The organism is Niabella soli DSM 19437 (assembly GCF_000243115.2).
Lineage (GTDB): Bacteria > Bacteroidota > Bacteroidia > Chitinophagales > Chitinophagaceae > Niabella > Niabella soli.
Genome location: NZ_CP007035.1, coordinates 738456 through 756362 on the forward strand (window position 1 = coordinate 738456; position 17907 = coordinate 756362).

The window sequence follows — 17907 nt, forward strand, 5'->3', positions numbered from 1 at the left end:
GATCATCCGCTTAAAATAATTTCTATGGCAATTCAATCAATCAACCCGGTAAACGGAAAAATTATAAAATCTTATAAGGAAGACACAGCGGGAAAATGTGCTCAGAAAATAGCATTGGCTGAAAAAGCATGGCTGACCTGGCGCCGCACTTCTTTTGAAAAAAGAGCGCAGCACCTGTTAAAAGCTGCGTCGTTGCTGCGGGCGCGCAAAGAAGCGCTGGCAAAGCTGATGGCCCTGGAAATGGGAAAACCGCTGAGGGATGGCGCCGGGGAAATTGAAAAATGTGCACGGGTTTGCGAATACTATGCAAAGAATGGTGCCGCGCTGCTAAAGGATGAATTGGTAAAAACGGATGCAAAGAAAAGCTTTATTACACTGCAGCCCATTGGTATTGTATTAGCGGTAATGCCCTGGAACTTTCCCTACTGGCAAAGTTTTCGTTTTATTGCCCCGGGTTTAATGGCCGGCAATGTGGGGCTGTTGAAACATGCTTCGAATGTGCCGGGCTGTGCATTATCTATAGAAAAGATCCTCTTGGATGCCGGGTTCCCCAAAGGGGTGTTTCAAACCCTGCTGATCGGAAGCAAACGGGTGCCGCAGGTGATCGAACATCCCTCTGTAAAAGCGGTAACCCTTACGGGGAGTACGGAAGCCGGCAGCCGCGTAGCGGAAAGGGCGGGGGCATTAATAAAGAAAACGGTCCTGGAACTGGGTGGCAGTGATCCCTATATTGTTCTTGAAGATGCAGACCTGGAACTGGCGACAACCATTTGTGCACAAAGCCGGCTGATCAATAACGGTCAAAGCTGTATTGCCGCCAAGCGTTTTATTGTTGTGCGAAAAGTGGAAAAAGAATTTGTAAAGCTGTTTAAGGAAAAAATGAGCAATAAGCGATTGGGGGACCCGATAATGCCGCAAACCGAACTGGGCCCCATGTCGCGCGCCGACTTACGGGATGAGTTGCACCGCCAGGTGCTAAAAAATATTAAGGATGGGGCCACTTGTATTTTGGGAGGCAACATCCCCGATTTTAAAGGCAACCATGCATTTTATTCCCCCACTATTTTAACCGGAGTAAAAAAAGGAATGACCGGTTACAGCGAGGAACTTTTTGGGCCGGTGGCCTGTGTGATCACCGCCCGGAATGAAGCACATGCCATTGAGATAGCCAACGACACTTCTTTCGGGCTCGGTGCTGCAGTGTTTACAAAAGATATTTTAAAGGGTGAGCGAATCGCCCGCGAGGAGCTGCAGGCTGGCGCTTGTTTTGTGAACACTTTTGTAAAGTCGGATCCCCGCGTTCCCTTTGGCGGTGTAAAACAGTCGGGTTATGGCCGCGAGCTCGGCAGCTATGGCATCAAAGAATTTGTGAATATTAAAACGGTTTGGCGTTAAAGATTATATCGCCGGGTTGAAAAAGCTGCATTATGGGATTCCCGGCTTAAGCGAAGTACTTGAAATAAGGGTGTTGCTGAATAACATAAATAAATGGTCAAGTGAAGCAAAATATTAATTAGCGTTTCATTTATCTTATTAATTGCTTGGTCATTCGTGGCTTCTGCAACTGGTCCCGCGCAAAAGTTGAAGGCATTTCCTTAACGCTGGCGCCATTCGATTTTAGTGATCAAAAAGAAACGTATTTTTTTAAGTAAAACCGGCATCGTTATGAAACCTCAGTTTGCTGGCAGGATCCGTTCCATCGATATCATGCGGGGTATTACCTTATGCCTGATGTTGTTTGTAAATGACCTGTACGAGCCGGGCGTGCCACACTGGCTGGTGCATACAAAGGCGGAAACAGACAGTATGGGCCTGGCAGATTGGGTATTCCCGGGCTTCCTGTTTATGGTGGGGCTTTCGATACCCTTTGCGATCGATTCCCGGAGGAGAAAAGGGGATGAGTGGCCGCAACTGGTGTTGCATATCCTCTTCCGGTCGGTTAGTTTGCTGATCATCGGGTTGCTGATGCTGAATGGGGGACGCGTTAACCCTCAGTTGACCGGAATGCCGGTGCTCTTGTGGAAATCGCTGGTATACCTGTGCATCTTCCTGGTGTGGAATACCTATCCCGTTAATAAGCGGATGAAGCCGTTCTTTATATTACTTCAGCTTGCAGGCATTGGAGGATTGCTATATCTGGTATGGATCTTTAAGGCGGGTATCCCGGGAGCTATTAAATGGATGGAAACAGGTTGGTGGGGGATCCTGGGACTGATCGGTTGGGGGTATCTTACAGCAGCGCTTATTTACCTCTGTATACGCGGGCGCCTGGCAGTTGCAGCAGGTTGCTGGTTGTTTTTTGTGCTGCTGAATATTCTTTCACAATTGAAGGTATTGCATATCGGGGGGCTTGCCGGCAATATAACCGGTGTGGTATGGGATGGCAATGTGCCGTCTATTGTATTAGCCGGACTGGTAACGGGAATGCTGCTTTGGAAACATGCAGACGATAAACCAAAATTGTTGCAGGTATTGGCGGTGATGGGGGTAGGCTGTCTGGCCGCAGGGTTTGTGCTGCGACATTGGTTTATCCTTTCTAAAATTCTTGCCACACCCAGTTGGGCCATGGTTTGCAATGGGATCAGCCTGTTGCTTTTTGCAATCATATATTATTTTACAGATGTAAGGGGAAAGATTAAATGGGCCGGCCTGTTCAAGATCGCCGGGCAAAATTCGTTAACCACCTACCTGCTGCCGGATCTTGTTTATTTTGTTTGTTGGGGTTGGAAGATTCCCCTGTTCTTTTACAAACAGAAAGCGCATGCATGGCTGGCGGTGAGCGGTTCAGTAGTATGGGCGGTGCTCATGATCCTGTTTGCCTTCGGACTATCAAAATGGTATGTAAAATTAAAGCTCTGAGGTATTGATCTGGTCGTTGCGAGAAAGATCTCAATAAATCGGGAGAATACCCAAAATTGGTCCCTGACCGGTTTACTCCAGCGCCCCTTTCCCTTCGAAAATAACAAAAGAGGTTATAATAATAATAAAGCTTGCCAGAGCTATCCAAAACGCCCAAACTCCAAACGGAATTCTTTTCCGCGCAAAAAATAGAATTAGTGATAATACCGGTGAAAGCCACAAGCTGTTTATAAAAGCGAAAAAATATATATTCTTTAGAATCGGGTTCTCGATCGGAAGCGTATAGGGCCAAAAAATAGAAAGCCAAATAAAAGAAATGGAGAACAGGAAGCAGGTCACAGCAAGGGTTGTTAAGGTAATGCTTATGAGTTTCAGTATGGTTTTATTCATAGTTCTGAAGGTACGACATGATTCTTAGAAACGAAGGTTATAGATCGCGGTGTTTATTACGACGTGGTTTATTATAGTATTTTATCAAACGAATGGCCGGCCATAAAAGATTCGATCTTCTCCATCGAACGCTAATGTTCCAATGCAAATTTTCCAAGAAATTTGGCAGCGAACCTGATCTGTTTTTGTTAATGGCTGATAATTTGAAATAATGCATTGGCAACAAGCCGGTGCCCTTCATCATTGGGATGAATGCTGTCCGTGAAAAGAGCGTCCAGTTGCAGATGCCGGTCGTTTATATAAGTATAAAAAAGCTGCCAGGAATCAACCAGTGGCAAATGCTTTCTTCTTGCAATCTTCCGGATGGCCTGGGCATATTCTTTTACCCGATCATACCGGTACCGTTCAAACCTGCTCCCCAGCGGGTTGGGGGTTAGCAGGACCACCCGGCCCCCCTGTTTTTGGATCCGGGTGATAAAATAGGTTATATTTTTTTTGTATTGTTTTAACGGGATGCGGGAGGGCGTATGGCGCCCTTTGTCCTGGTACGCGTCATTAAGACCAAAGTTGATGGTTACCCAATCAGGATGATACTTTAAAACAGCCGTATCAAACCGGTCCATTGCATGCACTACTTTTGCAAAACTATTGTCTTTAATAGATCCGGTATGGCTGCTGGGCACGCCCGAGTTGATCACGCGGTTCGCGATGCCGGCGCTGTCCAGTTTTTCATGGAGCCGCTGTGCATACACTTTCTGAACGCCGGATCTCCGCGCTGTGGTTGAATTTCCAAAGGTAACAATCGTTACCGGCCGCCTGGTCTGTGAGTGGCCGGTGATAAAAGATAGTATCAACAGAGTGGCAAGTAAAAGCGTTTTCACGTTGTTTTTTTATGGATGAACGAAAATAAATTCCTGATTCAAAAAAATACTTTTATGCTGACGTATGGGCAGCGGCATAGATGCGGATACCGGAAAGATCCGCTTCCAGTGTTTGAACAGACGATTGCCCCGTAACGGGCACAGGGCGGGCTGTTGCTTCTAACTCAGGGCTTACCAGTTGCAGCGGCCGCAGCGGTAGTTTTTGGCGATCTATTTCAAAACGCAGCCGGTTGTTTTTGATAGTTGATTCAATAGAACGAACGATCGGAAGACCGGAAATATCTTTTATGCTGGCATCCGGAATGGCATTCAGCCGGGTATTCAAAAAATGGAGCACTGGTTGATCTTTGTAAAACCGTACGCGAAGGGCCCAGCCTTTGTCTCCCGCCACTTGCCTTATGGCGGGCCGGAACGTTCCTGCCGCAATAAACTGCTCCAAAGTATTGGTATGGGCCGATGAATCAAATAAATGCAGGTGCCTGTATTTGTTTTGTAATAGTTGATCCGAAAGCGGCCGGGAGCGTAGTTTCCCCGATTCATCATGCGTGCCAAAGGGGAGCGCTAACCATGCGATGCCTCCTTTTTTCAAATAGTCTTCAATCGCTTTGTATTGATGATCAGAAAGACAGGCAACGCTATCCAGGATCAGGGGCTGACGCTCCGCCAAAAGCGCTGCGGCGTCTGCCAGTTCCTGGTAGCGCACAAAACGGTACCCCACATTATTTTCTACTAGCTGTGCCGACCATTTTTTTACCTTATCCCAATGTTCCGTACCATCTGCCTGTCGCCAGCCGTTGATCCGGCAATAATAGTTGTACACCAGGCGCACTTCATAAAAGTCTTTGGCGGTATAATTGTCAAGGTTGCTATGCGCAACCTCCCAGTTGTTTACATCATGGATCATATCCTCCAATTCCATTGCATCCGGCGGATCTTCCTGTAAGCGCTGATGAAAAGTACTGGCCCAGTTGGCTACTCCCCAAAAACGGGCCAGGCTCCATCCAAAATAGCCCCCGTCCTTATAAATGGTGTAGCTTAAAGCGATGGCCGGCGCCTGGCCTCTTTGCCGGGCTATATCTTTTTGCTGCAACGCCTCCGCATCTTTTTCAATCCAGTTTACACTTTTGATATTGGTGCCCACGTTTTCCAGCATAAAAAAATCAAGACGGCCGGCGATCCGTTCCAAATTAAGCGAGATGGCGTTTAATGTAATAGGCCCCGTACTGGAACAGCAGGTGAGCAGGGGTTTATTGCCAATGATCCGTTTTACCATTGCCACATGATCGGCAATAATGTCGTCCTTCATTTTGATCCAATCTCTGAACACCGGATTCTCATAATTGCCCCAGTTCAGCATGGGTTTTGTGGTATCGCCCCAAAAAGCTTTGTTGGAAACCTCCGGAATTTCATGACCGTAATCGCGGCGGAAGCGCTCCCGGCAATATTTACATCCGCAGGAGCGCAGCCCCACATAATCGCACATGTCATCAATTTCATAGCCGTCAAAATCGACTTCGCGGATGATCCGTTCAAGGTATTTGGCGTGCATATCCAAAAAACCGGGGTTGTTGTGGCAGAACGCTTCCATTTGATATTGGCGTGCGTAACCCCTGGTGCCGTCAAAAATATCAAGTTCGCAGATGTCCTGGAAGAAGTGTCCCTCATACTGGGCATGCCTGGCGGCTACCGGGTCATGAAACAATAAAATATGATGCCGCTGATTGCGGTGCAGCTTATTAAACTCTTCGGTGCCTCTCGGCCGCTCCACATGGTTGCAGGAATAGTGCTCAATGAATTTGATATTGTACTGGTGCAACTCATCCCGCACGGCTCTGAAATATTCGTGCAATTGTCCGAAATAATTTGAAAAATCAAAGCGGATATGAAATCCATAATTTACCGCTGTGTCAATCTTTGCCTTTGCAAAACCTGCGGCCCGTCTTTTTACTTTATCCCGGATGGCTTTCTGGTTCCATTGCAAATCCTCCAGGGCATTCCACCAACTGGCCACCCTATTGGGAATAAACGGAATGTCCGGTCCCTGCATTGCCATGGATGAATTTGACCTCGAAGCATACAGTTCCGGCAGGTGTACCAACTTTTTCCCTGCGCTTAACCCAACGCCGCCCACGCCCGATAGTTTTAAAAAATGACGCCTGTTATATGTTTTGTGGTTCATGTTTGTTGCTGTTAGAATCAGAAAATAAAGTATAAAACCTGTCTGTATCAAATGCCGGGAAGTCGGAAATACGGGAGATATTATCTGTGACTTACCGCCTCACCGGTTCCCCGGCCGAATAGTATTCTTGAGACAATCACTGTTCATTGAAAGGGGCGATGATACCGGGTGAGCCCTTCAATGGCGGAGGGGAATATATTGCCGACGGCTACTTCATACCGGGCCGCCACCAGTGTAAAAATATCTTTTAGATAATAGGCTACTGAACCCACGGTATTAATGGAATAATGCCGGTAGCTCTTATAGTGGGTGATCATCTTTTTAAAAAAATCGTCGAAGTTGGTAATAGCCAGTTCCCTGCAATAATCCATATCAATATGGTCTGCTGCGAACCGCGCAAACCGGGCGCAGTATTGGTTGGGGGTCTTTGAGGTATACACTTCGTTGATCAGGCTTTCCGGCGTCAGTTGATAGCGCTGCTCAAAAATTTGCTTAAGCGCTTCGGGCATGTAGCCCCTTATATAATCGATCAGTACCATCTTGCCGAGATAGGCCCCGCTGCCTTCGTCGCCTAATAAGAACCCGCCCGATTCGATGTTGGTGATAATATGGGTTCCGTCATACATTCCGCTGTTGCTGCCTGTGCCCAATATAGCAGCAAAGCCTGCATCTTTTTGTAGCAGGGCCCTGGCGGCGGCCAGCAGATCAGTTTCCAGGAAGATTTCGGCGCCGGGAAATACCGGGGTGATTCCCTCCCTTAACACCGCATCTGTTTCCTTTGAATAACCGGCGCCCGTACTGTAAAAGAAAATTTTTTCTATATCATCACAATGCTCCGCCATAGCGGGCGGTAATGCCTTTTGCAGGGATTGTGCAATGTAGCCGGCGTCTACAAAAAAAGGATGGTAGCCTTCCGTTTCAAAATTAAAAACGGCAGCGTTATTGATGAAACTCCAGGTAGTTTTTGTGGCGCCGCCGTCTGCGATAAGGATCATGGTTGTTATGGAATTTTTGAACGTAAAATTTAGGCGATTTAATTCAATATACAATGACTGCAGTTGCTTAAAAAACGCAAAATTGATTTTTAAATGAAATTCCCGTTATTTGTTTTAGTGACTGCCGGGAAGTGTATATTTTCTATAAATAGTTTATTTTTAAAATGTTAAGCTATTTGCTGCAATAGGGTGCCGCAATCTTCTTGCTTTAATTAAATCGGTTTGTTTGCGTAAAATAAAATAAAAATCCGCAAAAAAACCGCAAAAAAATTATTTTTTATATTTTTTGAAGTTATATTGCGTACTGGTTGGGTTGTGGTACGATTGAAATACTGCGGGATAGATTGATTGCGGCAGCGCCATTGAAATAGTAGAGGTCCTGCTGAATTGTAAACGATGCCGGGTGACTGTTGCGAAAGATACTTCTGTCAATGCGTGAATAGAAATAATTAAAAGAGGGCGTGCACCAAAACGCCGGGGCCATATTGAAAAAATTATACTCAATTTAATATTTTATGAAAAGAAAAGTTAGTGTGTTCTTAACAATTGCATCGGTTGGGCTGGTTGCATTTTTTTCCTGTACCAGTGGGGGCGGGAAGCAGAGCGGCAAACCCCGTTATTCCGAGCCACTTACAACGGATGAAGCACTGAAAAAATTTGAACTGGATCCGAATTTTGAAATACAGGTATTTGCGGCGGAGCCTTATATTACTGATCCGGTTGATCTCACTTTTGATGAGAATGGCGTGGCTTATGCCGTGAGCATGCCCGACTATCCCTATCCGCCAAAACCCGGACAGGAAAAAGGGAACATACGCGTATTGCTGGATCTGAATAAAGACGGCCGCGTGGATTCTTCTGTGGTGTTTGCTGATAAACTGGACGAAGCCACCAGCATGTTGCCCTGGAATGGCGGGCTTATTGTAACAGCGGCGCCTAATATTTTCTTTTTAAAAGATACGAACGGGGATTACAGAGCGGATATAAAAGAGGTATTGTACACCGGGTTTTTTAAAGCAAATTCGGAAGCGCAGATCACCAGCCTTCGCTATTCGGTGGACAACTGGATTTATGCTAACAACCGCGGGCAGGCGGGCGAAGTAAGTTCACCCGAATCGCCTAATGTAACACCACTCAATATGCAGGGCGCCGATTTCAGGTTCCGGTTGGCAGATAAAAAATTTCAACAGGAAACCGGGCCGGGACAGTTTGGGCAGGCAATTAATGATTGGGGGCACCGCTTCTTTACAGAAAATTCGATTCATATACAGGAGTCGGTTATTCCCTGGCGTTATACGCACCGCATCGACTATTTGAAGAACCCGAGGGCGATCATTAATATTTCTGACCACGACCCCATTATGTATCAGAGAACCGAAACGCCTTACTGGCGCCAGGCGCGCACCGACGCGCGCAATGCGGCTTTCAGGAAACAGGGATCGAAGCAAATAGAATATGCCAGGGATCATTTTACCGGATCTTCCGGCGGAACGGTGTACGATGCGGATGCTTTTCCTAAAGAATTTTACGGGAATGTTTTTACAGGCGATGTGGCGGGAAGTCTGGTGCACCGCGATGTATTGAACCTGGATCCGCATAGCCCTGTATACACGGCAAAACGTGCGGCAGGTGAGGAGAAACGGGAGTTTCTGGCCACCACCGATTCGTGGTTTCGCCCGGTAGGCTTTACCGTGGGCCCTGATGGGTATTTATATGTTATTGATTATTACCGGCAGCATATTGAAACCCCGATGTCGATCCCGGACAGTCTTAAAAAAGATATGGATTTTATGCGTGGCAGCAACATGGGAAGGATCTACCGTATTGTGCCCAAAGGGAAAAAAGCGATCACGGAATTTCCAAAATTAGCTGCCATGACTGCAGCGCAACTGTTACCTTATCTGGGTAATGGCAACCAATGGTATCGCCTGCAGGCACAACGGTTAATCATTGCAAAACAGGATCAATCAGTGACCGGGGCATTAAAGAATGTCATTAAAACCAGTACCAACGCATTAGAGCGGCTGCATGCGATCTATACATTAGAAGGATTAAATGCTTTAGATGCCGCTGTTGTAAAACAGGCGCTGGCAGACCCGGTTTCGGGCGTGCGTGAACACGGTGTAATGCTGGCGGAGCGCTACCCCGAGCTGGCGCCGGAAATAGCAAAGATCGCCGTGAATGATTCTTCAGCAAGAACCGCGTTGCAGGCGACCCTGAGCATCGGTAATTCAAAAAATAATGCGTTGGTGATGCAAACCTTAGCGCAGGTTGCTGAAAAATATGCCGGCAGCAATACCTGGTTTAAAACAGCCATATTGAGCAGCCGGGAGGGCAGTTCAACTGGTTTCTTTAAGTCCTTGCTGGATCGTAAAACATTCTTCAACGGATTTAACCCGGATAAAGGATCGTTTGTTGAGGATTATGCGAGCATTATTGCCGCGCGCAATAACGCGGGGGAAATAACAAACTTGTTGAAGCAGGTGGATAAAGCGCCTTTGGCGGATGAGCCGCGCTGGAAATATGCGGTGCTAAAAGGGTTGGGCAAAGTATACAGTACCGGCAAAATAAAAATGGGCGCCGGCACTGTGTCTGAAATCGAAAAACTGAAAACGGGTCCGGCTAAAGATGTTGCAGATACCATTGCTAAATACTTTACTATCCCTAATGCAAAAAAATAAGAACTACCGGAAGGGGCTCCCTGCTATTCGGACGAAAATGAGCGTATTGCTCGGGTGCGTTTGTTTATCGCTCTGTTGCCTGCCGGTATCGGGCTTCGCGCAAAATTTGGGGAACGGCTTTTATGATTACGGCGTTGCCTGTCCGAAAAGTAATGACAGGGGGATCGTAGCCACTACCGGCGCGGGAGGCCGGAATGTAGTCCTGGCCTGGCTGTTTGATCACCGCGGGGGATATGCGTTGTTGTCTATTGATGCGGCTTCCGGCGCCACCCAACAGTTTAGTGTTCCTTTTGCTCCGGGCGATGCGCCGTATGCATCCATTCTATCTTCAAAAAATAAATTTTACGGATATTTCAACAGGAATTTTGCCGAGTTTGACCCTGTGAAGAATGCTTTTACTTTTTCACAAAAAGGGTTTGATCTGACGGCGATGTCTTTTACTGAGGACGATAACGGTCGCATCTGGGCGGCAACCTATCCCAACTGTGGGCTGGTAGCGTACGAGCCCGGTACAAAGGAGCTGGTGAATTATGGTTTTCTGAACAAGGAGCCCTGGATGCAATACCCCCGTGCCCTTGCTGCCGATGCGAAGGGATGGATATACATTGCAGTGGGACCAACGGAAACCCAGATACTGGCGTTTAATCCGCAAACAAAAGAAACCAGGAAACTGTTGAACGGAGCACAACGCCAGAAAGGATGGCCTTCCTTATACAGGGCATTAGATGGAAAGGTGTATGCAACGGCATCAGAGGAATCTGGAAAAAGCATCCGGCTTTTTAATGGGGTTGCCGATTTTACAGAACAGGCTTTTAAAGTGGTTAATGAAAAGCCTTATATAGCCGGATCGCAAAACCTTTTTTATAAAAAGTTTCCGGATGGATCGGCTATTAAAAGTTTAGATTTAGGTGATCGTGAACTGGTAATTAAAAACACCACGGGTGAAAAGAAGCTTAAATTTACCTATACCAGTGAGGGGAGCTTGGTGATGGGGGTGGATGTAACGGCCAGGGGGCAACTGATTGGCGGCGCTACATTCCCGATGCGCTACTTTATATTTGATCCGGCTGCAAATAAATTTGAAGATTACGGAGCTTACGGTCAGTTTAACACTTCTGAAGCTTTTAAAAACTACGTTTATTTTGGCGCTTATCCGCAGGGAGGATTGGTACGATACAATGCAGATCAGGCTATAAGCAAAGGAGCGAACCCTGTGGTGCTGGCTACCGACAAGCAGCATGTGCACCGGCCGCACCGGGTCCTGGTATTGGAACAATTGAATAAAGTGTTATTAACGGGTACCCCTGAGTACGGATATACCGGGGGCGGGATGTTAATTTATAACAACAAAGAGAAAACGGTAAAAACACTAAGTGATAGTTCGTTGATCCCCGATCAGTCAACGATGAGCATGACGGAACTGGATCCTGCAACGGTGTTGGGTGGTACCACAACCGCGCCCGGTACCGGCGGGCTGAAAAAAGCGAAGGAAGCGACCCTTTATCTTTTTGATGCGAAAAATTTAAAGGTGACCTGGAGGGGCAATGTTTTAGCCGGTACGCAAACGTATGACGACCTGTGCAAAATTGGTAAAGTGGTTTATGGAATTGCGGACAGTAAGTGGTTCTTTGTTTTTGACCCTTCCAGTCGGGCGATCATTTATAAAGAAGCAATACCCGATGCGTTTGGCCCGGTTGTAACCGTACAATCGCCACGGGTATTTGTCAGGAGGCCTTCCGGTAATGCCTTGTACGTGATTTGTAAAAAGGGGATTTTAAAAGTAAACGCGTCTTCATTTAAACTGGAAAAGGTAGCCCAGTCTCCGGTTGCTATTGAGGCCGGCGGCACCTATTACAATAACAAAATATATTTCATAAGCGGCTCTCATTTATGCAGCTATCAATTAAATTAAATTAAAATTTTCATGCAAGACAGACGTAAGTTTTTAAGACAGGTGTTTTTTTCCGCAGGCACTGCTATTGCAGGAGCTGCATTGTTACAGGCTTGTGGCAACGATAGCCATACAACGGATAAGCCTGCTGATACCACGGCCTCCGGCAAACCGGCGGCTGTGCCGGAGGCGCCGGCTAATGCTATTATCGACAGCGCCCAGATGACACAGGAAGATTTTGATAAAAGAAAAAACCTGGGGTATGTGGAAAAGACACCGATGGAAGATAAGCATTGTGAAAATTGCGCCCTTTACCTGCGACCCGAAGGGGATAAAAAATATGGCGGATGCCAGTTGCTGCGGGGCCCCATAGCCCCAGGCGGATACTGCACCTACTGGGCCGAGAAGCAGGGCTGATCTTTTTAGGAATGGAGGTGCTGCCAGATAACATCATAAACGGCAGTTGGCGGTACCTCCGGCGCTGCTGAAAAATCTTTCGTAATTAATACAGGTTTGTATGCATCCGTAACAAAAGGACTTCCGTGAGAACCCTTTACCAGAGAGGCATCTAAAGGAATGACGTCCATTACATAACGCATGCCCAGTTTCTTTTTAAGCAACTTGTAAGCCGCCCTTGCTTTGGAGGTCATAAATAGTTCTGCCGGATCGTAACCCGGCTTCTTATGTATGTCCACACATCTTGCATAGTCAGGAGCCAGTTCATCATTGTTCCAGAAATAATAGGTAAACCAACTGTTATTGGCTGCTACTGCCACCAGGTCGCCCGACCGTTCGTGATCGATATGGTAATTTATTTGTTCCGTTTTATCCAATACACGGGCAACGCCATCGGTGTTTTCCAAAAGACTTTTTATTTCGGCTATTAGTGTTTTATCTTCAACGTATACATGCGCTACCTGATGATCCGCTACGGCAAAGGCCTTTGAAGCCCCTGCATCTAACAATTCCAGCCCCCGTTCCTTTCTTATAGCTATATAATCGTTATTACGCAGGATCCTGTTTATGTGTATGGGATTAGATACCGGCGTAATACCATATTCTGATAGCACAATGATCCTTACCTTTTGTTGCTGATAATAATTGATCAGTTGCATTGCCACTTTGTCTATTGCGGCACATTCGCTTTTTATAAGCGTTTCATCGGGACCAAATTTTTGCAGACAATAATCTAAGTGAGGCAAATAGATCAATGTTAACGTAGGATTGTGTAAACGGTCGGTTTCTATGGATGCGTCTGCAATCCATTGTGAGGATTTAATACTGGCGCCCGGCCCCCAGAACTGGAACAAGGGAAATTGTCCCAACTGCTGTTGCAGCGTATCTCTCAGCGATGCGGGATGGGTGTAACAATCCGGTATTTTTCTTCCGTCCGCAAGATAATTGGGGCGCGGCGTGGCGCTGTAGTCAACTGATGAATACATGTTATACCACCAAAACATATTGCTTGCCGTAAAACCGGCATCCGCTTCCTTTGCCGCCTCCCAGATTTTTTTTGCCTGCACCAGTTTGTTCGATTGCTTCCAGAATTTTATTTCACTCTCTGCATGATCATACCAGCCGTTCCCGACTATGCCCGTTTCGGATGGCCATTTCCCTGTAAGGTAGGTAGATTGGACGGGGGTGGTAACGGCGGGAAGCATCGGCGTTATTACGCTAAGGTTATGCCCGGCGGCATGGCGGCTAAGCGATGGGAGCAAATGAAGAATGGATTTTGATAAGCCTACTACATTTAATACAACGGTCTTTTGCATAATTATTTGTTCAGGTGTTTGAGCGCCCATTTTAGTTCCCTGGTTATAGAGCCTCCAATATCTTTTTTTAATGCTTTGGGCAAAACCTCCCAGGTGTAGGTTTCCACTTCCAGGTGCTGTGTGAGCGGCGTATTTTTATGCATGTCCAGGATGTTTATGATATCGTCCTGCGTAGTGGACAGCGGGGGTATTTTTTTTGTAAAAATGGGCACATGATAATGGATGCGCCATTCTTTAACTGATGCGTCACCGCTGTGTTGAAGGGCTTCCGGAAGATCCCGATAGGATACCAATTCGTTGTGCTTGCTTCGGCTGATAACCTGGTGCAGGTAGGTAGGTTCAGCAAATTGCCTGATGGCCTTTGTTAGCGTATTCCGTCCCGTATTATTTTTTTGGAAAATAGCTTTAAGTGCTGCACTGATCTGTATTTTACCAATTTTTATGCCCCGCTTTTGCAATAATTTAATAGTGGTAGTTGGTTGCTCGTAATTAATGGCCGCGTGGCAAATGTCATAACATAATCGTACATATTTTTTTAAAAGGCTGCGGGCTTTTGAAAAAGACAGGTCCAGTTCCTGGCTTAGCTTGCGGGCGCCGGTTTCCAACAATTCACCGGTATACCAATTGATAAAGGAAAGGGTATCCGTTAAAAGCCCATCCGGTTCAGGCTCAATCGCAATAAAAATAGTTTTGCCATATTCCTGCTCCAGTTTTATTAAATGGGTAACGACAGCAATAATGCTGCCGGTGGCTTTTTTTACGGCGCGGTTAGTGGCTGCTTCATTTTTATGCCAATACCGGTAGCTCAACGGCGAGGTGGAGATGCTACCTTCCATCTTGTCCGGAAGCAGCGCGGCCAGTATGCCGGCAAGTTGTTTGGTATAGTTTACCCGTTTAACAGTAGTCCAGTCGGGAGCATGTACCGTGTCTTTTACGGTCGTCTTATGAAAACCGCCATAAGGAAACCCGTTCATGGTGAATACATAGGCATTTTGTTCCCCAAGCCAGTTTTTAAACCGGGCTAATTCTTTTTTTTGGGAAAGCGTTTGCGCTGCAGTGGCTGATAGCCGCAAACCGATGCCCATGGCTGTTTTGGGACTGCATTTCTTTTTTATCTCCGGGAAATATTTTTGCAACTCACTGAAATGTGCGGCCCATGTTTCGCCCGAATGAATATTGCTGCAATAGGTAAGATGTCCATAATTTGTTCTCATGATGCTTATACTAAAGAGATCGCGGGAGAGGCGGTAGCTAATTTTTTTGCTGCCTGGTACATGACGGGTTCGTCGATGGTGTATACATTAAAAGCCGTGCCAATGTTTTTTAATAACGGTATGGTTAGTACACCGCCTAAATGTTCCCTGAACTCCGTTAGTCCCTGCAGGAGTTCTTCCGTTTGGCTCAACAGGAGGTCGTTCGTGGGAAGGTTTAATTGCCACAACAAGTTGAATATTCTGTTCAACGCCGCTGTATTTAAATAGCCTTTCAGATGCGCATAAGTACAGTCCAGCGCAATTCCGATGGCGACGGCTTCTCCATGTAACAACCGGTAGCCAGACATACGCTCCAATTTGTGGGCGCTCCAATGTCCAAAGTCAAGGGGCCTGGAAGAGCCGCTTTCAAACGGATCGCCATTAGCAATATGCTGCAGGTGCAATTTTGCGCATTCTATAATAGTTTCCTGCATTGCGGTTTCGTCCCCTGCATGGAGCGCAGGGGCCAATTGTTCAATCCGCTCAAAGAAGGCGGCGTCTTTTATTAATGCTACTTTGATGGCTTCTGCCAGCCCTGCAATCCACGTTTTGTACGGTAATGTTCTTAAAAAACGGCTGTCGTTGATTACTGCTACCGGGGTGGCAAATGTTCCTAAAAAATTTTTTTTACCAAATGCGTTAATGCCATTTTTTACGCCAATGGCGGCATCGTTTTGCGCCAAAGTTGTGGTTGGAATGCGAATTAATTTTATTCCCCTGTGGGCTACTGCGGCTGCAAACCCTGTTACATCGCATACGGCACCGCCGCCGATGGCAACAACAAAAGAATGACGATCGATTTTAAATTGATGAATGGCATTAAGGATGGACTGGTAGGCCTGATCATTTTCCTTGGCTTTTTCACCACCGGGGATTATAAGCACATTAATGAACCGGCTGCCAATAGCGTAATGGCTTATGTAACGGCTTATTTCCGATTGCAATTCAGGATGAACGGCTGCCACGTTGCTGTCGATGATAAATAACAGGGAAGGGGTAAACCTATTATTAGAATGACTGTATATTATATCACTGAACGTAGTATTCTGAGTAGTAAAAATATCCTCCGTAAAGTGAATCCTGTACTGGTATTTTATTGTAAACTGCTGCTCAATAATCATGCTTAAAATTAAGTAATAGCAAAGTATTTACCTAGCAAAATAGAAAATGGTAAAAAACAAAGGATCAATCCGCAAAGAAGGACCTGCTGATGAATCGCCGCCCAGGCGGCATCTAAAAAAATAATGCTGAGCACTCCCGCTTTTACAGCTTTAACAATGTTTTTTGCATAAGGTGCTTGCCAGGCGTTGTATAGCGGTGTCATTACGGCGATACAAAAAGGTAATACTATCCAAAGCCCGGCGTATACGCCCGTATGCCTGCAGACCATGTATAAAATAAAAAAGACGAGTAAATAGAGAATGAAAGCTGTTGCCAGGTTCTTTCTTTTACCGCCATGTACTTCATCCCTGCTGATGGTGGTTACCGCAAAAATGTAAATAACCGGTACAATAGCTAAATAAAAATTTTGCTTTAGTACTGCAGGCATCAGGGAAATGCCCAGCAATAAATTGCATCCCCTGCAAAGCCCCATATTTAATGGGCCTGCCAGGCTATGGTGCTTGCTTTTAGAATCGTATAACAAAGCCAGTACAACAATAGTACAGGCCACTACAAAGGATGTTATACTAACCAGGGCACTACTTATGAGTGCAATAATAAATAAAATGCAGCCATATCGTTTGGCAGCTTTTTCCGTTATAATGCCGCTTGGGATCATACGCTCAGGTCGTTCAACCCGGTCCAGCCCGGCATCAAAAACATCATTGAATACAATGCCCCCTGCGTATAACCCTGCGGTGGAAGTAAGCAATAGTATGCTTTTGTAATAGAAATTACTGTTTTCGTATGAACTGCTATAGAACAATACAATGCTGACGCCCGCCAGCACATCTGCCATTGCGGTTATTACATTGGCAGGCCGGCAAAGCGTTATGTAATAAAATATCCTGCGCACCCTTTTATTTAATGATAATGGAGCTCTTGTCGATACGAGGTTGTTGTCCGCCACGTAAAACAGAGTTGTTTTCAAATTTTTCTGACTGGTTGATCATAAAGCCGTTCTCAAAATCGGTTGTATCTATTTGCCCGCTTTGACCAAAAGCTGTAATGGCGTTGGTATACGTAACGGCTTTAATTACGGCATCGCTGATGCCCTTTTGCTTCATCAGCAGGGCTGTTTTAGGAACAGCCAGGGGATCGCTGATGCCCCAGTCGGCGGCGGAATTGACCATGATCCGCTCGGCGCCATATTTTTTTACGATTTCCACCATTCGCTCATTTCCCATTTTTGTAAAGGGGTAAATGGTGAAAGCCGCCCAAAATCCCCGGTTTAACACCTCTTCCACGGTTTCTTCATTATTATGATCAATGATAACCATCGACGGATCCATGCCCTCTTCAACCGCTATATCCATGCTGCGCTGCGTGCCTTTCTTCTTGTCGCGATGCGGCGTATGCACCTGTACGGGCAAGGCGGCGTCTTTTGCCATCTGTAGCTGCAGGCGATAGTATTTTTCTTCTAATGCAGTTTGGTCGTCAAAGCCTATTTCACCAATTCCTACCACGCCTTCTTTGTAAATAAATTTTGGCAGCAGGGCCATTACTTCCTCTGCCAGCGCCTCATTGTTGGCTTCTCTTGAATTAAGCCCGATGGTACAATAATGTTTTATGCCAAACTGCCCGGAACGAAAGCGCTCCCAGCCCAGCAGCGAACTGTAATAATCAGTAAAAGTGCCCGCATTGGTACGGGGCTGGCCCAGCCAGAAAGAAGGCTCGATGAGTGCCACAATCCCCGCGTCAGCCATTGCCTGATAGTCGTCGGTAGTGCGCGAGGTCATGTGCACATGAGGATCAAAAAAAAGCATACCCTTTATAAGCTCGCTGTCTATAGCTTCCGGCAACACCGCCCGGTTTTCAATTGCTTTATTTCCACAGCACATACTT

At 46.3% G+C, this 17907-nt stretch carries 14 protein-coding genes; 5 read left to right on the forward strand and 9 right to left on the reverse strand.

The window, feature by feature from the left end; translation table 11 throughout:
* Nucleotides 1–24 precede the first annotated feature (24 nt).
* Both NIASO_RS03015 and NIASO_RS03020 read left to right on the forward strand, forming a co-directional pair.
* Entirely contained in the window at nucleotides 25–1395 is a 1371-nt protein-coding gene (locus NIASO_RS03015; RefSeq protein WP_008583598.1) for an NAD-dependent succinate-semialdehyde dehydrogenase, read from the forward strand.
* Nucleotides 1396–1665: 270 nt separating this feature from the next.
* Nucleotides 1666–2859 carry a heparan-alpha-glucosaminide N-acetyltransferase domain-containing protein gene (locus NIASO_RS03020; RefSeq protein ID WP_008583597.1) on the forward strand — a complete coding sequence of 398 codons (1194 nt, stop codon included), beginning with the start codon at nucleotides 1666–1668 and terminating at the stop codon, nucleotides 2857–2859.
* Nucleotides 2860–3437: 578 nt separating this feature from the next.
* Here NIASO_RS03020 and NIASO_RS03030 read toward each other — a convergent pair.
* The 4 genes from NIASO_RS03030 to NIASO_RS20150 form a co-directional block, all read right to left on the reverse strand.
* Entirely contained in the window at nucleotides 3438–4130 is a 693-nt protein-coding gene (locus tag NIASO_RS03030; RefSeq protein ID WP_008583594.1) for an SGNH/GDSL hydrolase family protein, read from the reverse strand.
* A 52-nt stretch (nucleotides 4131–4182) separates the two neighbouring features.
* Nucleotides 4183–6309 (reverse strand): hypothetical protein, encoded by a 2127-nt coding sequence (locus NIASO_RS03035; RefSeq protein WP_008583592.1) that lies wholly within the window; start codon nucleotides 6307–6309, stop codon nucleotides 4183–4185.
* Between the two features lie 143 nt (nucleotides 6310–6452).
* Nucleotides 6453–7304: an N-acetylglucosamine kinase gene (locus NIASO_RS03040; protein ID WP_025298661.1), complete on the reverse strand. Its 852-nt coding sequence runs from the start codon at nucleotides 7302–7304 to the stop codon at nucleotides 6453–6455.
* Nucleotides 7305–7596: 292 nt separating this feature from the next.
* The gene (locus tag NIASO_RS20150) at nucleotides 7597–7788 is read right to left on the reverse strand and encodes a hypothetical protein (RefSeq protein WP_008583589.1); all 192 of its coding nucleotides are present in this window, start codon (nucleotides 7786–7788) and stop codon (nucleotides 7597–7599) included.
* Nucleotides 7789–7819: 31 nt separating this feature from the next.
* On the opposite strand from NIASO_RS20150, the gene NIASO_RS03045 reads away from it, so the two are divergent.
* Genes NIASO_RS03045 through NIASO_RS03055 form a run of 3 tightly spaced genes read left to right on the forward strand, consistent with a single transcriptional unit; the run spans nucleotide 7820 to nucleotide 12293 of the window.
* A complete protein-coding gene (locus tag NIASO_RS03045) occupies nucleotides 7820–9985 on the forward strand; it encodes a PVC-type heme-binding CxxCH protein (RefSeq protein ID WP_008583588.1) in 2166 nt (721 codons plus the stop codon).
* Entirely contained in the window at nucleotides 9972–11897 is a 1926-nt protein-coding gene (locus tag NIASO_RS03050) for a hypothetical protein (RefSeq protein ID WP_008583586.1), read from the forward strand. Before NIASO_RS03045 ends, NIASO_RS03050 begins: the two co-directional genes overlap by 14 nt.
* Before the next feature lie 12 nt (nucleotides 11898–11909).
* The gene (locus NIASO_RS03055; protein ID WP_008583584.1) at nucleotides 11910–12293 is read left to right on the forward strand and encodes a high-potential iron-sulfur protein; all 384 of its coding nucleotides are present in this window, start codon (nucleotides 11910–11912) and stop codon (nucleotides 12291–12293) included.
* 5 nt (nucleotides 12294–12298) lie between these two features.
* Here NIASO_RS03055 and NIASO_RS03060 read toward each other — a convergent pair whose 3' ends face one another.
* Genes NIASO_RS03060 through NIASO_RS03080 form a run of 5 tightly spaced genes read right to left on the reverse strand, consistent with a single transcriptional unit; the run spans nucleotide 12299 to nucleotide 17903 of the window.
* A complete protein-coding gene (locus NIASO_RS03060) occupies nucleotides 12299–13648 on the reverse strand; it encodes an alkaline phosphatase family protein (protein ID WP_008583583.1) in 1350 nt (449 codons plus the stop codon).
* A 2-nt stretch (nucleotides 13649–13650) separates the two neighbouring features.
* A complete protein-coding gene (gene eboE / locus NIASO_RS03065) occupies nucleotides 13651–14862 on the reverse strand; it encodes a metabolite traffic protein EboE (RefSeq protein ID WP_008583581.1) in 1212 nt (403 codons plus the stop codon).
* A 5-nt stretch (nucleotides 14863–14867) separates the two neighbouring features.
* On the reverse strand, nucleotides 14868–16022 hold the full coding sequence (locus NIASO_RS03070; protein WP_008583579.1) for a 3-dehydroquinate synthase: 1155 nt from the start codon (nucleotides 16020–16022) through the stop codon (nucleotides 14868–14870).
* Between the two features lie 8 nt (nucleotides 16023–16030).
* Nucleotides 16031–16918, reverse strand: a complete 888-nt coding sequence (eboC, locus tag NIASO_RS03075) for a UbiA-like protein EboC (RefSeq protein ID WP_025298662.1) — start codon at nucleotides 16916–16918, stop codon at nucleotides 16031–16033.
* A gap of 4 nt (nucleotides 16919–16922) precedes the next feature.
* Nucleotides 16923–17903, reverse strand: a complete 981-nt coding sequence (locus NIASO_RS03080; protein WP_008583576.1) for a TatD family hydrolase — start codon at nucleotides 17901–17903, stop codon at nucleotides 16923–16925.
* Nucleotides 17904–17907 lie beyond the last annotated feature (4 nt).

Excerpts from the sequence above, each read along its gene's own strand:
- NIASO_RS03080 (WP_008583576.1), bottom strand. The coding sequence starts at position 17,903 with ATGTGCTGTGGAAATAAAGCAATTGAAAACCGGGCGGTGTTGCCGGAA.
- NIASO_RS03040 (WP_025298661.1), bottom strand. The coding sequence starts at position 7,304 with ATGATCCTTATCGCAGACGGCGGCGCCACAAAAACTACCTGGAGTTTC.
- NIASO_RS03020 (WP_008583597.1), top strand. The coding sequence starts at position 1,666 with ATGAAACCTCAGTTTGCTGGCAGGATCCGTTCCATCGATATCATGCGG.
- NIASO_RS03055 (WP_008583584.1), top strand. The coding sequence starts at position 11,910 with ATGCAAGACAGACGTAAGTTTTTAAGACAGGTGTTTTTTTCCGCAGGC.
- NIASO_RS03045 (WP_008583588.1), top strand. The coding sequence starts at position 7,820 with ATGAAAAGAAAAGTTAGTGTGTTCTTAACAATTGCATCGGTTGGGCTG.
- NIASO_RS03015 (WP_008583598.1), top strand. The coding sequence starts at position 25 with ATGGCAATTCAATCAATCAACCCGGTAAACGGAAAAATTATAAAATCT.
- eboE (WP_008583581.1), bottom strand. The coding sequence starts at position 14,862 with ATGAGAACAAATTATGGACATCTTACCTATTGCAGCAATATTCATTCG.
- NIASO_RS03060 (WP_008583583.1), bottom strand. The coding sequence starts at position 13,648 with ATGCAAAAGACCGTTGTATTAAATGTAGTAGGCTTATCAAAATCCATT.
- NIASO_RS20150 (WP_008583589.1), bottom strand. The coding sequence starts at position 7,788 with ATGGCCCCGGCGTTTTGGTGCACGCCCTCTTTTAATTATTTCTATTCA.
- NIASO_RS03070 (WP_008583579.1), bottom strand. The coding sequence starts at position 16,022 with ATGATTATTGAGCAGCAGTTTACAATAAAATACCAGTACAGGATTCAC.
- NIASO_RS03050 (WP_008583586.1), top strand. The coding sequence starts at position 9,972 with ATGCAAAAAAATAAGAACTACCGGAAGGGGCTCCCTGCTATTCGGACG.
- NIASO_RS03035 (WP_008583592.1), bottom strand. The coding sequence starts at position 6,309 with ATGAACCACAAAACATATAACAGGCGTCATTTTTTAAAACTATCGGGC.